Origin of the sequence: Erythrobacter sp., from assembly GCF_038133525.1 — a bacterium.
Classification (GTDB): domain Bacteria; phylum Pseudomonadota; class Alphaproteobacteria; order Sphingomonadales; family Sphingomonadaceae; genus Qipengyuania.
In genome coordinates, this window is record NZ_JAYPTL010000066.1 from 1 (window position 1) to 15,405 (window position 15,405).

The following is a 15,405-nucleotide window of genomic DNA, read 5'->3' on the forward strand; positions in this document are numbered from 1 at the left end:
TTGGGGTTCTAAGCCGGAACCGCCGAAAATTCCGTCAGCCGATCAACGTGGCTTGTCCCGCGCCCGGTCGATGGGGTAGACCCAACAGTCGTGTCACTAGCCGCCATTTCGATCACGGCAATGCCAGCCGGACGTCACGTCCAGATTGTTCCGGTCTGGATGAGGCCGACTGACGTCTCGGATGACGGGTGGCATACAACTGCTGTGAGTCCTGCAGGGGGGCAGCTGCCTGACCGGACGGCGAGCATCAGCCCATCTCATGTATTAGTCATGTCAGCTTTGACACTGCGCACGCGACGGCACCCGACCCGTTGCAGACCCCCAGACATATGGAAAGCTGACGCTCAACGTGGAGTTAGCCGGCGCGGCGCGGCTTCATCGCGCAGCGTCCGTGTTGATGGATGGGTTAGAACTCTCTGGGGCACACATTTGAGAAAGACTATTTTTCAGCCAACGCAAAACCCGCGTTGCCAGATGCAACCACTGAGACAAATACAAACGGCACTGGACTAGTATTTAGAGCGCCATGCACTTGGCCAGGTTTTGCTATGGCAATATCTCCAGCCTTTAGATGAGCGACTTTGCCGCCTCCTTGGTAATACTCAGCCTCTCCAGAGATAACCGTCCAAGTATCTTGGCCGTCCGGGTGAACATGAGCGGTTATTTCTTGCCCAGGATGGGCATGCCAAACAACAACTGCTGAGTCCTTGGTTTCCAGAACCACTGAACGAATTGGTTCGCCGTCAGACGGACGAATATATTCTGTTACCGAAAATATTCTTGATTCCATTTCCATATCCACTCCAAAAATCAATTTGGCTTGAGAAGTTATTACAGAACAACTGTATCCGAGAGTTCTACGTTGCCGATAACCGGCCCGAAACGGCGGCGCAACGCGCCGCTGTTGGGGGTCCGTGTTCATCGGCGGGTTAGACCTGTGCTTGCGTAAGACGAATATCGACTTCTCGGTCGACGTATTTCCATTCCTCTGACGCACGCAGTTCGGAAAGCAGCCTGTTGAACTCAACCTCATGAATTGGCGCGTATTCGAACCAATTCAGAAAATCGAACGGTTCATTCTCTGAGAGGTCGCGGCAGTGGTGGAGCTTGCGCGCTACTGCAGGCAAATACTGAAGCCCGATTTGGACGTGCTTCGACTGTTCGAAAACGCTCCGGCGTTCGTCTTGCGTGAGCTCCCACCAAGCTGCGTTCTTCCGGATCGGTATTAGCGCACCGCACGTTGCTTCTGGGCGCGCCAGACCTTGCTGCTTCGCTACAATTTCATTCTTCTCTGCGCGCATGACATATCGTTCATTGCTGGTTATTCCACGAAGTATCCAGGGTGCATTGGTTTCAGACTGCAACTCTGAAGCGGATACGACGTTGAGCCTTTTGGCTTCAGGCAGGGGCTCGCCAACTCTCGTTTCGGCCCTGACAATCCGCCAAGGGCCAATGTCTGCGCCGACGAAAGCAAATAATCGTGTATCCATTTCAATCTTTCATGTGTGAATGTTTTAACTCTTGCAGCTTCGAAGAACCTATCTGCCGATCCCGTGCTTGTGCATCATCGCCTCCGCGCAACTGCGACGACCGCCCGCAGCAATCACATTGAACTTTCGAATCGAAACTGCTGAACATGATCATATCTTAATCGCGCACAGGCGGCCACAGGCGGGCAGTATGAACCAGCGTCAGTATCCACACCGTTTCGCCGTCGATCTGATACACCAGGCGATAGCTTTCGTGCGGGATCAACTCGCGGGTCCCGGGAATCTTTCCCGGCTTGCCCAGCATGGGGTGCTGGATCAAGCGGGCGGCCGCGTCGCTGAAAATCTCATCCATCCGGGCCGCCGCGCGCGGATTGTCGGCTGCGATGTAGTCCCACACATCGGCACGGTCTTGCTGCGCTTCGGGCGTCCAAACAACCCTCACGCCTGGCTCGCCACACTGGCACGCCGTGCGGCGAATTCGGCCTCAACTTCATCGTTCGACCGCCCCAATCCAGCGCGCATCGAAGCCCGGCCGGCTTCGACCTTGCGGCGCAGGAACTCGTCGTACTCGCGCGACTCGCGCTGGCGCTGAACGAACTCGCGCATCAGCTCGCGCAGCACTTGCGACGCCGGGCGATGGGCCGCCTCGGCTTCGGCCATAAACTCGGCGCGCAACTCAGGCTCCAGCTTCATCGTGAAAACGGCTTGTTTTGACATGATCGGGGCCTCCTGCCACTTGATACTAACAAAGTATATACGCCGTCATTACTAAGCGCTATTCACAGAACGCTGCAAGGCGGGCGTGCGCTAGGCCAAGGCCTGTCGGAAAACATTTGTTTTTCGACAGGCCTTCAACGGTCCTCTGCACCAACCTCCGAGTGGCCGCAAAATTGTGCGGAAAACTCTGTCGCCAGACGCTACCATACGGAAACCTCGTCTTAATGGTTTTCCGCTTATGTTGGTAGGTTACATGCGCGTGTCGTCGGACTCCGACCGCCAGAGCACGAACTTGCAGCGCGATGCGCTGCTCGCCGTCGGCGTCGATGCGCGGCATCTGTTCGAGGATCATGCTTCCGGCGCGAAGGACGACCGCGCGGGCCTGGCGCGGGCGCTCGAATTCGTTCGCCCTGGCGACGTGTTGGTCGTGTGGAAGCTCGACCGGCTCGGCCGTTCGTTGTCGCACTTGCTCGCCATCGTGACCTCGCTCAAGAAAAAGCAGGTGGCGTTCCGCTCGCTGACGGAGAACCTGGATACCACGACGCCCTCGGGCGAGTTTCTGTTCCAGGTGTTCGGCGCGCTCGCGCAGTACGAACGCGCCTTGATCCAGGAACGTGTCGTCGCCGGTCTGGCTGCCGCCCGCAAACGCGGCCGGATCGGCGGCCGGCCGCAGGCGATCACCGGCGAGAAGCTGGAGGCCATCGTCGCTGCGCTCGATGGCGGCATGTCCAAGGCGGCGGTGTGCCGCAACTTCGGCGTCAAGCGAACCACGCTGATCGAGACCCTGGCACGGGTTGGTTGGACGGGCTCTCGTGGAGCGTCATCGCGATGACGACCAAGAGCGAACGATTGACCGTCCTGTCGGACGCCGAGCAGGAAGCCCTGTACGGCCTGCCGGACTTCGACGACGCCCAGCGGCTGGAATACTTGGCGTTGACTGAAACCGAACTGGCGCTCGCCAGCAGCCGGCCTGGTCTCCATGCCCAGGTCTATTGCATCTTGCAGATCGGTTACTTCAAGGCCAAGCATGCCTTCTTCCGCTTCGACTGGAGTGAGGTCGAGCACGATTGCGCCTTCGTGCTGAGCCGCTACTTCCACGGCGAGTCCTTCGAGCACAAGCCAATCTCCAAGCACGAGCACTACACCCAGCGCGAGTGGATTGCCGATCTGTTCGGCTACCGGCCGTGGGCGGCCGAGTTCCTGGCGCAGCTCGCGCAGCAGGCCGCGCAGACCGTGCGGCGCGACGTGATGCCGGGGTTCATCGCCGCCGAGCTGATCGTCTGGCTAAACGAGCACAAGATCATCCGGCCCGGCTATACCACCCTGCAAGAGCTGGTGAGCGAAGCCCTGTCCGCCGAGCGTCGGCGGCTGGCTGGCCTGCTGTCGGAAGTGTTGGACGAATCGGCCAAGGCCGCGCTGGGTCGGCTTCTAGTGCGTGACGACACCCTGTCGCAATTGGCGGCGCTCAAGCAGGACGCCAAGGACTTTGGCTGGCGTCAGATGGCCCGCGAACGCGAAAAGCGCGCCACGCTGGAGCCGCTGCACCGGATCGCCAAGGCGCTGCTGCCCAAGCTCGGCGTCTCGCAGCAGAATCTGCTGTACTACGCCAGCCTGGCGAACTTCTACACCGTCCACGATCTACGCAACCTGAAGGCCGATCAGACCTACCTCTACCTGCTTTGCTATGCCTGGGTGCGCTACCGGCAGCTTTCCGACAACCTGGTCGATGCGATGGCCTACCACATGAAGCAGTTGGAGGACGAAAGCAGTGCGGGCGCAAAGCAATCCTTTGTCGCCGAGCAGGTGCGCCGTCAGCAAGACACACCGCAGGTCGGCCGCCTGCTGTCGCTTTACATCGACGACAGCGTGCCCGATCCCACGCCGTTCGGCGATGTGCGCCAGCGCGCCTACAAAATCATGCCCCGCGATACGCTGCAAACCACCGCGCAGCGCATGAGCGTGAAGCCGGTGAGCAAGCTGGCTTTGCACTGGCAGGCGGTGGACGGCCTGGCTGAGCGCATCCGCCGCCATCTTCGGCCGCTGTATGTCGCGCTCGACCTCGCTGGCACTGATCCGGGCAGCCCGTGGCTCGTGGCGCTGGCCTGGGCCAAGGACGTGTTCGCCAAACAGCAGCGCCTATCGCAACGGCCGCTCGCCGAATGTCCAGCGGCCACGCTGCCGAAACGCTTGCGACCGTACCTGCTGACCTTCGATGCCGATGGCAAGCCGACGGACCTGCATGCCGACCGCTACGAGTTCTGGCTGTACCGCCAGGTCAGGAAGCGCTTCCAGTCGGGTGAACTCTACCTCGACGACAGCTTGCAGCACCGGCATTTTTCCGACGAGCTGGTTTCGCTGGATGAGAAGGCCGCCGTGCTGGCGCAGATCGACATCCCGTTCCTGCGGCAGCCACTCGATGCCCAGCTCGATGCGCTCGCGACCGAGCTGCGCGCTCAGTGGCTGGCCTTCAACCGCGAGCTGAAGCAGGGCAAGCTGACGCACCTAGAATACGACAAGGACACGCAGAAGCTGACATGGCGCAAGCCCAAGGGCGAGAACCAGAAGGCGCGCGAGAAGGCGTTCTACGAGCAACTGCCGTTCTGCGACGTGGCCGACGTGTTCCGCTTCGTCAACGGCCAGTGCCAGTTCCTGTCGGCGCTGACGCCTTTGCAGCCGCGCTATGCGAAGAAGGTCGCCGACGCCGACAGCCTGATGGCGGTCATCATCGCGCAGGCGATGAACCACGGCAACCAGGTCATGGCACGCACCAGCGACATCCCGTACCACGTGCTGGAGAGCGCCTACCAACAGTACCTGCGCCACGCAACGCTGCACGCGGCCAACGACTGCATCAGCAACGCCATCGCCGCGCTGCCGATCTTCCCGTACTACTCGTTCGACCTCGATGCACTGTACGGTGCCGTCGATGGTCAGAAATTCGGCGTCGAGCGGCCGACCGTGAAAGCGCGCCACTCGCGCAAATACTTTGGGCGCGGCAAGGGCGTGGTCGCCTACACGCTGCTGTGCAACCACGTGCCGCTCAACGGCTACCTGATCGGCGCGCACGATTACGAGGCCCATCACGTGTTCGACATCTGGTATCGCAACACGTCGGACATCGTGCCGACCGCGATCACCGGCGACATGCACAGCGTCAACAAGGCCAACTTCGCTATCCTGCACTGGTTCGGCCTGCGTTTCGAGCCGCGCTTCACCGACCTTGGCGATCAGTTGAAGGAACTCTACAGTGCCGACGATCCGGCGCTGTACGATCAGTGCCTGATCCGGCCGGCCGGGAGAATCGACCGCGATCTCATAGTCAGCGAGAAGCCGAACCTCGACCAGATTGTCGCCACGCTCGGACTGAAGGAGATGACGCAGGGCACGCTGATCCGCAAGCTATGCACCTACACCGCGCCGAACCCCACGCGGCGCGCGGTGTTCGAGTTCGACAAGCTCATCCGCAGCATCTACACGCTGCGCTACCTGCGCGATCCGCAACTGGAGCGCAACGTTCACCGCTCACAGAACCGCATCGAGTCCTATCACCAGCTACGCTCAACCATCGCCCAGGTCGGCGGCAAGAAGGAATTGACCGGGCGCACCGACATCGAAATTGAGATCAGCAACCAGTGCGCCAGGCTGATCGCCAACGCGGTCATCTTCTACAACTCGGCCATCCTCTCGCGGCTGCTGATGAAGTACGAGGCGAGCGGCAACGCCAAGGCGCACGCTCTCCTGACCCAGATATCGCCGGCGGCCTGGCGGCACATCCTGCTGAACGGGCATTACACCTTCCAGAGCGACGGCAAGATGATCGACCTGGATGCGCTCGTGGCGGGGCTGGAGCTGGGATGACGGAAATTTCGGCGGTTCTGGCTTAGAACCCCATTTAGGGTGCCGCTTTGGGTAGATGGTGCGGGCGGTCGGATTCGAACCGACACGTATTTCTACGGCGGATTTTGAAGTGAGTCGCGGCTTTCATCGGGCTGCTATTCCACGGATGACGGCGCTTCAAACAAGAACCCAAGGGTCAGCCGACACTCCTAGATGGCACTTGCCCGTTGAGACGGCCCGTCCGATGTGCACGCTATAGCCCGATATTACCGCATCCCTTCACGCGGCGGCTTCAAATCGGAAGATCTATCGCCTTCTATCTCCACAAGAGTAAAGAAGTGGAGATACGGTATGAGCGTTGCGCCGCATGTCGCCCGCAGGACAATTCGCCGGCATCAGCTACGAGAGATCGTGCCGCTTGCCGACAGCACAATCTACGACATGGAGCAGCGAGGAGAATTCCCGCAGCGCTTCTATCTCACCTCGCGTTGCGTCGTCTGGGATCTGGCAGAAGTCGAAGCTTGGCTTGACGCTCGACGCCGTGCCTCTCGGGCCAATGCTATCGAACGCGCTCCAAGCCCCGACGTGAGATTGCGCCGCTCTCGGCCTGTCAAACACTAGGCTCGAGCTCAAGCAGCTCCATCGTGGCCGGGAGCAGGGTCGGCACATACTTCCGACCCGCGACCCAAGCGTCCACCAGGTTGGACCACTCCTGCATCATATGCCGGCGCTGGTGCTCATACTCCGCCTTGTTGTAGACGCCACGCGAGGACCGTCCGTCCTCATGCGCCAAGCACTTCTCGATCCAGTCGCTGTTGAAGCCGAGTTCGTTCAACAAAGTGGACCCGGTGCGTCGAAGATCGTGAACAGTGAAGGGCTCAAGTGGCAGCCCCTCCTTTTTCGCTCTAGCGACCACGGCGGTCGTGATCCGGTTGAACGTCGCCCGCGACATTGGCGCGTCAGCGTCATATCGCGACGGAAGGACATAGCGCGAATTGCCGGCGCAGGTTTTCAACGCGATGAAGATGTCGATGGCCTGCTGAGACAGGTAGACGTTGTGTGCCTTCGACCGCTTCATTCTTTCCTTGGGTATCGACCAGACGGCGTTCTCAAAATCGACCTCATCCCAGGTGGCATCCTGGAGCTCGCTCTTCCTGACCATCGTCAGGAGGAAAAGCTTCATTCCCAACCGTATGGTCGGCAGTGTCGGCACATGCTCAAGCTGACCGAGCATGACGCGGATCTCCGCGGGCGATAGGGACCGATCCTTCGGCACGAAGGTCGCGATGGACGCAGGCCCAACCTCATCCGCTGGGTTGGCGACCTTCTCGCCATGCAGGATGGCGAATGCAAAGATCAGCTTCACGATATCGCGCACATGGACGGCCGTGGCTGGAGCGCCGCGATCCTTCACTTTCCCACACATCATACGGAGATCGTCCGGCGTGATCTCCGTTAGGAGCCTGTTTCGGAATGTCGGCAGAATGTCGCGCTCGTAGATGGAGCGCCGCATAGCCCGCGTGCTGTCCGCCATGCGCGACTCCTGGAACCACTTTTCGCCGAACTCGCCGAATCGCTTCGCCTCCTTCAGTCGCCGCTTGTCATGCTGCTTCTCTTGAGCAGGCGACCGCCCCTCTGAAATGGCCCGCTTCGCATCGATCAGCTTCTCGCGAGCCCTGGCAAGTGAGAGGCCGTCAGGGCCATATCGGCCGAGCGTCAGCGTCTCGCGCCGTCCGTTGAGTCGATAGTCGTACCGAAACACGATCGCCCCGGACGGCTGGACCACGACATACATACCGTCACGGTCACTCACCTTGTACAATTTCTTCTGTGCTTTCAGCGCCTTAATCGCTGTGTCCGTGAGCATGGAGACCTCCAAATCTGTCCAAAAACAGCAGAGAGGCACCGATTATACCGTCAGCCCAAAACTGGGGTCACTGAAAGTGAATTTCATTCGCTCTTTCAATGCCTTAAGGCCAAAAACTATACCGTCAGCAGCTCTCTTGGCCATGACGGTATAGCGAAATCTCTAACCGAACAAGTTCCCCCATACCGTCCACTATACCGTCAAACCGGAGCACTGTCCCTCGATAGATGGCGATAGACGATGACAGTTTTATCTTTGTTATTCAGATACTTATGCCGTACCCTGGCGTACAATCGGATACTGCCGGAGGGGCAAAAATCATTCCCACTCGATGGTGCCCGGCGGCTTCGACGTATAGTCGTAGACCACGCGGTTGATGCCCTTGACCTCGTTGATGATGCGCGTGGCGCAACGGCTGAGGAACTGCGCATCGAAGGGATAGATATCCGCGGTCATGCCATCGGTACTGGTCACCGCGCGCAGACCGCAGACGCTGTCATAGGTACGATAGTCGCCCATCACACCCACAGTCTTGACCGGCAGCAGGACCGCAAAGGCCTGCCAGATTGCGTCATAGAGACCCGCGTTGCGGATTTCCTCGAGGTAGATCGCATCGGCCTTGCGCAGGATATCGCACCGTTCCTTGGTCACCTCGCCCGGGATACGGATCGCGAGGCCCGGTCCGGGGAATGGATGACGACCGACGAAAACTTCGGGCAGGCCGAGCTCACGGCCAAGCGCGCGGACCTCGTCCTTGAACAGCTCGCGCAGCGGCTCGACCAGCTTCATGTTCATCCGCTCGGGCAGGCCGCCGACATTGTGGTGGCTCTTGATCGTGACCGAGGGCCCGCGGGTGAAGCTGACGCTTGCGATCACATCGGGGTAAAGTGTACCCTGGGCCAGGAAGTCGGCCCCGCCGATCTTCTTCGCTTCTTCCTCGAACACGTCGATGAAGGTCTTGCCGATGAACTTGCGCTTCTTCTCGGGGTCGGTCTCGCCTTCGAGACCGGAGAGGAACAGCTGTTCGGCATCCACATGGACCAGCGGGATATTATAGTGATCGCGGAACAGGGTAACGACCTGCTCAGCCTCGTTCATCCGCATTAGCCCGTGATCGACGAAAACGCAGGTCAGTTGGTCGCCGATCGCTTCGTGAATCAGGACCGCAGCCACCGCGCTATCGACCCCGCCCGACAGGCCACAGATGACCTTTCCATCACCGACTTGGGCGCGAATTTCCTCGATCTTGGTCTTGCGGAATTCGGCCATGGTCCAGTCGCCGGCGAGACCACAGACGTGGCGCACGAAATTGGCGAGCAGCTTGCCGCCATCGGGCGTGTGGACCACCTCGGGGTGGAATTGCGTGCCGTAAAACTTGCGCTCCTCGTCGGCGATGACCGCGAAAGGGGCGCCGTCCGAAGTGGCGACGATTTCGAAGCCGGGGGCGAACTGGGTGACCTTGTCGCCGTGGCTCATCCACACCTGGTGCCGCTCACCGACCTGCCACAATCCGTCGAACAGCGCGCAGCTCTTGGTCACGGTGATATAGGCACGGCCGAATTCGCCATCCCATTCACCGTCCTTGCCCGGCTCGACGCGCCCACCAAGCTGGTGGCTCATGACCTGCTGGCCATAGCAGATACCAAGGATCGGCACGCCCGCTTCGAACAGCATCTCTGGCGCGCGCGGGCTGCCATCTTCGGGCACTCCGGCGGGTGAGCCCGAAAGGATGATCCCCTTGGGCTTGAGTCGGTGGAAGGCCTCTTCCGCCATGGTGAAGGGCGCGATCTCGGAATAGACCCCAGCCTCGCGCACGCGGCGGGCGATGAGCTGGGTGACCTGGCTGCCGAAATCGACGATGAGGATGGAATCGGGAAGGTGCGCGTCGTCCATGGCGCCCCGTTAGGGGCAGCATGCCGTAGCTGTCCAGCATTGGCGGCCCCGAGCGGTGCATAGAAGTGAGGACACGCACCCGTACTGGATGCAAGGCCGGATCGCGCAGCGCCATTTGTGTTGCATGAAACGCAACACATCTCGATGTTTTCTCACTTTAGTTCGCGAACTGGAAATATTATTACAACATTCAGACGGAAGCGGTGACCTCCTCCCAGGATCGCTTCCGCCAAGACAGTCGGGCCCACGTACCCCCATGCGTCCGCCCGCACTGGCCTTCCTTGCCCCCGTGGCCCGCCCTTAGAGGCCCGCCGCCCGGACAAGGCGATATGGCAGCGAGTAGAGACGCGGCTGCCGGTTCACCTCTCCCCCTCCCCCCCGAACCGGCACCGCGTCTCGAACCCCGCAAGGCCCCAACAGGTGCGCAGTTCAATCGCGCCTCGCAGGGGACTGCGGGCAACAATAGGAAAGGACCGAGCCATGGCTCTCTTTGTGAACCGCCTGATCGTGCTGGTTCTTGCAACCAGCCTCAGCACCCTCATGCTGGGCCACACGATCGTCACCTGACGATCGAGCGCCCGCTAGTCGGGCAGCCCAAGTCGCGCCGCCATATCGCGCAGCTCCGTCTTCAGGAGCTTGCCGATATGGCTGCGTGGCATCTCTTCGATAACATGCAGTTGCGCGAGCCGCTGGGTCTTGCCCAGTCGCGCATTGACCGCTGAACGGATATCCTCGCAATCGCGCGCAACGCCCTTCAGCGTCACGAACCCGACCGGGGTTTCCCCCCAACGTTCCGACGGCACGCCGATAACCGCCGCCTCGACAACATCATCTTCCTTGGCGAGTTCATCTTCCAGGTCGACCGGGAAGATATTGAAGCCGCCCGAGATGATCATGTCCTTGGCGCGCCCGACCAGTTCGACGAAACCCTCTGCATCGACCCGGCCAATATCGCCCATGCGCTGCCATACTTCGCCCGTTTCGGGATCGGTCCAATAGCCTTCACGCGTCTTGTCGGGCTGGTTCTTGTAACCGATCATCATCGTTTGGCTGCGCCCGATCAGATTGCCGGGGGTTCCCGGCGGGACCGCGCGATCTTCGTCATCGAGCACCTTCAACTCGCTGCCCGGCGCTGGCCGCCCGACAGTATGCAGCTTGTCGGGGAATTTGTGCGCTTCGAGCAGGCAGACCACCCCGCCTTCGGTCATCGAATAGATTTCGATCAGCGCACCAGGCATCCGGTCGAGTACCTCGCGCTTGAGGTCGGCCGGGAAGGGCGCCGAGGTGCAATATTTGAGCTGCAGTGTCGACAGATCGAACTCGTCGAAATGCGGCTCCTGCATCAAGCGGCGGTACTGCACCGGGACCAGCATGGTCACGGTGGTGCGATCCTGCTGCGCATATTCGAGCCAGCGCAGCACATCAAACTTGCGCATCACCCGCACCATCCCGCCGGCCAGCAGCGGGGGTAGGAAGGCGACCATGGTGGTGTTCGAATAGAGCGGGGTCGACGCGAGGCTGCGCACCGGCATGCCCGCTTCGAGCCAGCTCGCCGCGCTGGTCGCGAACTGGCGCCAGCGCATCTGATGCGAATGGACGATGCCCTTGGGAATGCCTGTGGTGCCCGACGAATAAATGATGTTGAACGGATCCTTCGGGCCAGGCACGAACGCGGGAGCGCGCGTGCCCTCTGGTGCCATCCAGCCATCGAGATCTTCGTCGAGCACGATGCGAGTCATCCCGGGGAAGCAATCCTCGCCCAGTTCGGTCAGCTTGGCCCGATCGATGAAGATGTGTTTCGCCCCGGAATCGCTGGCCATGCCGGCAAGCTGTTCCGGGCTGGCGCTGGTCGTCAGCGGCGCCGCAACCCCGCCGGCGCGAACCGCGGCAAGAAACACCAGCGCATAGGGGATCGAGGAATAACCAAGGATCGCAACCGACTGGCCACGCTGCAGGCCATCCTCGATCAGCCGTGCGGCAATCCGTTCGACCCGGTCGCCCAGCTGCGCCCAGCTAAGCTCGCCAGCATCGTCGCGCATGGCGATCTCGCCACCCAAGGCGACGGCATTGGCCGCGAGGATTGCGGAAAAATCACCGAATGGCTCGGCAAGTACGGCGGCGGTCTGCATCTCTCCCATGCACCTATCCTTAGGGGGCGCGTCGAAGTTGTCGAGGGGGCAATCGCAGTCCGCCGACGTCACTGACGTCACGCTTGCTTCGCCCCCGCCCTTCGTTCAATTCGCGACCGGATGAGGAGAGACACCCGGACCATGCGCATACTGCCCATTCTTGCCCTGGCATTGTCGGCTACCACCACGCCGCTCCACGCCGAGGACTCCGACCAGCCGCGCATTCTCGCGATATTCGCACACCCGGACGATGAAACGGTGGCGGCACCTGCACTCGCGGACGCTGCAGCACGCGGGGCGCATGTCCGCATCGCCTATGCAACGCAGGGGGACCTTTCTGCTCCCGAAACCGACCTCACCCCCGGCCCCCAGATTTCCGCGCTGCGCAGCGAAGAGGCGCGTTGCGCCTCGCGTGCGCTTGGACTGGCCGATCCCGCCTTGCTCAATTTCGGCGATGGCCAGCTTGGCGCGATTGCCCGCCCGCCCTGGGCGCCTTTGCGCAGCCTCCAGGATCGCCTTTCTGCGCTGGTCGAAGAAGAACAACCCGACATCGTCATCACCTGGGGACCCGACGGCGGCTATGGCCATCCCGACCATCGGCTGGTTGGCGCCGTGGCCAGCCAGATTGTCGCAGCGCGAGAAACCGACCGCCCGCTCTTGCTCTATCCCGCAATGGCAAACGGCACGTTGCCGCCGATCCCGGAGCTGGTTGCAATGGGGTGGGCGGAAACTGCGCCGGATCTGCTGACCGTACGCGCCAGCTTTGCACCTGGATCCGTCGCCGCAGCGGCTGACGCCTTCGCATGCCACGTCAGCCAATATGACGCCGCCACGCGCGGGGCGCTGGTCCCGGCGCTCACCGCCAGCGTCTGGCAAGGCGGCGTGCCCTTCCGCCCCGCGCTCGAGCCGGCACGGGGCGAGGACTTGCTGGCACTGGAGCGTTAGTTCGCCAGCGTCTTAACCAGATCGTAGAGGTAGTCACGCGCGGTATAGATCCCGCGAATGTTGAGCCTTTCGTTGAGCCCGTGCACGCCGTTGCCGTCCGGGTCACCCCAGGCACTCGGAACGCCATAGGTCGGGATGCCCGCGCCACCGGTGTAAACCCCGTCGGTCGCCCCGGTCGACATTGCCGGCAGTACGGGGACTCCGGGGAAATATTTCGCGGCAAGCTTTTCCATCGGTCCGATCAGCTTGGGATCGAGCGGCGGGTTCACTGCCAGCGGCTTGTCGGTACGCGCGAAGGCGATCGAGATGCCATCGTCACCGATGACCCGCGCGAGTTCATCCTTGATTTCCGCCGGGGTGTGGCCAGGGAAGATGCGGCAGTTGACGTTGGCCTCCACCCGCTGCGGCAGCGCATTGGGCGCATGGCCGCCATCGATCAGCGTTGCGACACAAGTCGTGCGCAACAGCGAGTGGAGCATCTTGTCCTTGTCCACCACCGCCAGGGCTTCGGCATCGTCGATATTGGCGACAAGTGCCGCCATCGCCTTGCCGGTTTCATCGGGGCGCATCGCCGAAGCCTTGGTGAAGAAGGCCCGGGTGGTATCGTTGAACTCCGCCGGGAACTCATAGTTACCGATCTTCGATAGCGCCGCGGACATGCGATAGATTGCATTGTCGCGGACCGGCTGCGAGCTGTGCCCGCCGGGGTTGGTCGTGACCAGTTTGTAATCCTGGTAGACCTTTTCACCCACCTGGATCGTCTGGACCAGCAAATTGCCCTTGCCGTCGGTGCGCCCACCGCCGCCTTCGTTGAGCGCGAATTCGGCATCGATCAGGTCGCGCCTCTCGGCCGAGAGGTATTGCGCACCATTAAAGGCGGTATCGGTCTCTTCACCGCAAGTCAGTGCGATCTTTACGGTGCGCTTTGGATGGTATCCGTCCTGCGCAAAGCGAACCAGCGTATCGGCCCAGACGGCAGACATGAACTTGTCGTCCGCCACGCCGCGCGCATAGTAATAGCCGTCTTCCTCGATCATCTTGAAGGGTTCGCGCACCCAGTCCTCGCGCTTGGCTTCAACCACGTCGATGTGACCCAGCAGCAGCATGGGCTTGAGCGTCTTGGACTTGCCCTGCCAGACGACCACGATGCCACCATCCTTGGGATGTTCGGGAACCGAGAAGAGCGTGATGTCGGATTTGGGCACGCCTGCCGCTTCAAGCCGCGCGGCGAGCTGCGCCGAAGCCTGCGTGCAGGATCCGTTGGTAACCGTCGTGTTGGTTTCCACCAGCTCCTTGTAGAGATCGAAGAATTGCTGCTGATCGGGACGCAGGGGGCCCATGGGCTCGATCTTCATCTGGGCACCTGCCGGAACCGCCAAGGCCAATGCCGCTGCCGAAGCGAGGATACGTCCGATCATCTGTATTTCTCCAATGAATTGTCGCGGCGTTCCACGCCACGCTGGCAAGGTCGAGTCTTAATCGGCGTAGCGCCGCACGAGTTCGTAGAGGTAATCCCGGCCGAGCTGCACCGATCGCACCTCCATCCGTTCATTCAGACCATGCGCGCCATTGCCGTCGGGATCGCTCCACATGCCGGGCACGCCATAGGTCGGGATGCCGACGGCTCCGAGGAAAGTCGCATCGGTATAGCCATTGGCCATCTGCGTCACGAAAGGCACGCCGGGCCAGTATTTCGCCGCCAGTTCACGCATCGGATCGATCACCTTGGGATCGAGCGGAGGATTGGGCGGCGATGGCCGCTTGGGCGGAAGTATTGTGAAGCCGACCCCGGGATCAGCCACGACGCCCGCCAATTCATCCCGGACCGATTCGATGCTGTGGCCGGGGAAGATACGGCAATTGACGTAGGCCCCGGCGCGTTGCGGCAGCGCATTGCGCGCGTGCCCGGCATCGAGCATCGTCGCAACGCAGGTGGTCCGCAGGTTCGAATGAAGGAAGGGGTCGGTATTGACCACTTCCTCTGCCGCCGTGTCGCTCGGGTCCTTTGCCAGCGCGACCATGGCCTTGCCCATCTCGTCGCTGCGCCCGGACCCGGCCTGCAGGAAATAAGCACGCGTGGTGTCGGTGAACTCGAGCGGGAATTCATGACCTTCCAGCTTCACCAGCGCGTGGGCGAGCTGGTAGATCGCATTGTCAGGCCGGGGGACAGAGCTGTGGCCGCCGGGATTGCGCGTTTCCAGGAGGAAGGTGGCAAAGGTCTTTTCACCAACCTGGACCGCCTGCTCGACCACCTTTCCCTTGCCGTCGGTTGCCCCGCCACCACCCTCGTTCAGGGCGAATTCGGCATCGATCAGATCGCGCTTGTTGGCTGCAAGCCATTCCGCGCCATTGAAGGCACCGTTGGTCTCCTCTCCGCAGGTCAGTGCCAGCTTGAGCGCCCGCTTCGGTTGCTCACCCGCCTGGCGATATCGCATCAGCGTATCCGCCCAGATCGCCGCCAGCGCCTTCGTATCGGCAATACCGCGCGCGTAATAATAGCCATCTTCCTCGACCATCACGAAGGGGT

General features: G+C 61.4%; 13 protein-coding genes. 4 read left to right on the forward strand and 9 right to left on the reverse strand.

Annotated features, from left to right (window positions below; translation table 11 throughout):
- Window positions 1–439 precede the first annotated feature (439 nt).
- The 4 genes from AAFM29_RS14455 to AAFM29_RS14470 form a co-directional block, all read right to left on the reverse strand.
- Window positions 440–796, reverse strand: coding sequence for a cupin domain-containing protein (locus tag AAFM29_RS14455; protein WP_012435589.1), 357 nt, complete (start codon window positions 794–796; stop codon window positions 440–442).
- A gap of 133 nt (window positions 797–929) precedes the next feature.
- The gene (locus tag AAFM29_RS14460) at window positions 930–1,490 is read right to left on the reverse strand and encodes a chlorite dismutase family protein (protein ID WP_011514928.1); all 561 of its coding nucleotides are present in this window, start codon (window positions 1,488–1,490) and stop codon (window positions 930–932) included.
- A 157-nt stretch (window positions 1,491–1,647) separates the two neighbouring features.
- Window positions 1,648–1,932, reverse strand: a complete 285-nt coding sequence (locus AAFM29_RS14465) for a type II toxin-antitoxin system mRNA interferase toxin, RelE/StbE family (RefSeq protein ID WP_011342942.1) — start codon at window positions 1,930–1,932, stop codon at window positions 1,648–1,650.
- Complete coding sequence (locus AAFM29_RS14470) at window positions 1,929–2,207, reverse strand: hypothetical protein (RefSeq protein ID WP_011342941.1); 279 nt, start codon at window positions 2,205–2,207, stop codon at window positions 1,929–1,931. Before AAFM29_RS14470 ends, AAFM29_RS14465 begins: the two co-directional genes overlap by 4 nt.
- Before the next feature lie 238 nt (window positions 2,208–2,445).
- Here AAFM29_RS14470 and AAFM29_RS14475 point away from each other — a divergent pair, with 238 nt between their 5' ends.
- From AAFM29_RS14475 to AAFM29_RS14485, 3 genes are all read left to right on the forward strand, one after another.
- Window positions 2,446–3,039 carry a recombinase family protein gene (locus AAFM29_RS14475; protein ID WP_012435588.1) on the forward strand — a complete coding sequence of 198 codons (594 nt, stop codon included), beginning with the start codon at window positions 2,446–2,448 and terminating at the stop codon, window positions 3,037–3,039.
- A complete protein-coding gene (locus AAFM29_RS14480) occupies window positions 3,036–6,065 on the forward strand; it encodes a Tn3 family transposase (RefSeq protein ID WP_012077404.1) in 3,030 nt (1,009 codons plus the stop codon). The genes AAFM29_RS14475 and AAFM29_RS14480 overlap by 4 nt, the downstream gene beginning before the upstream one ends.
- A 330-nt stretch (window positions 6,066–6,395) precedes the next feature.
- Window positions 6,396–6,665, forward strand: a complete 270-nt coding sequence (locus AAFM29_RS14485; protein ID WP_099503730.1) for an AlpA family transcriptional regulator — start codon at window positions 6,396–6,398, stop codon at window positions 6,663–6,665.
- Here the strand turns inward: AAFM29_RS14485 and AAFM29_RS14490 are convergent.
- From AAFM29_RS14490 to AAFM29_RS14500, 3 genes are all read right to left on the reverse strand, one after another.
- Window positions 6,655–7,911, reverse strand: a complete 1,257-nt coding sequence (locus AAFM29_RS14490; RefSeq protein ID WP_099503732.1) for a tyrosine-type recombinase/integrase — start codon at window positions 7,909–7,911, stop codon at window positions 6,655–6,657. The two genes, AAFM29_RS14485 and AAFM29_RS14490, sit on opposite strands and share 11 nt — an antisense overlap.
- A gap of 318 nt (window positions 7,912–8,229) precedes the next feature.
- A complete protein-coding gene (guaA, locus tag AAFM29_RS14495; protein WP_341713500.1) occupies window positions 8,230–9,804 on the reverse strand; it encodes a glutamine-hydrolyzing GMP synthase in 1,575 nt (524 codons plus the stop codon).
- 581 nt (window positions 9,805–10,385) lie between these two features.
- On the reverse strand, window positions 10,386–11,942 hold the full coding sequence (locus AAFM29_RS14500; RefSeq protein WP_341713501.1) for a class I adenylate-forming enzyme family protein: 1,557 nt from the start codon (window positions 11,940–11,942) through the stop codon (window positions 10,386–10,388).
- 132 nt (window positions 11,943–12,074) lie between these two features.
- On the opposite strand from AAFM29_RS14500, the gene AAFM29_RS14505 reads away from it, so the two are divergent.
- The gene (locus AAFM29_RS14505) at window positions 12,075–12,878 is read left to right on the forward strand and encodes a PIG-L family deacetylase (RefSeq protein WP_341713502.1); all 804 of its coding nucleotides are present in this window, start codon (window positions 12,075–12,077) and stop codon (window positions 12,876–12,878) included.
- On the opposite strand, the gene AAFM29_RS14510 is transcribed toward AAFM29_RS14505, so the two are convergent.
- Together AAFM29_RS14510 and AAFM29_RS14515 are read right to left on the reverse strand one after the other, a co-directional pair.
- Window positions 12,875–14,296, reverse strand: a complete 1,422-nt coding sequence (locus AAFM29_RS14510) for a M20/M25/M40 family metallo-hydrolase (RefSeq protein ID WP_341713503.1) — start codon at window positions 14,294–14,296, stop codon at window positions 12,875–12,877. The two genes, AAFM29_RS14505 and AAFM29_RS14510, sit on opposite strands and share 4 nt — an antisense overlap.
- Before the next feature lie 57 nt (window positions 14,297–14,353).
- On the reverse strand, window positions 14,354–15,405 hold a 1,052-nt coding region (locus AAFM29_RS14515; RefSeq protein WP_341713504.1), incomplete at its 5' end, for a M20/M25/M40 family metallo-hydrolase.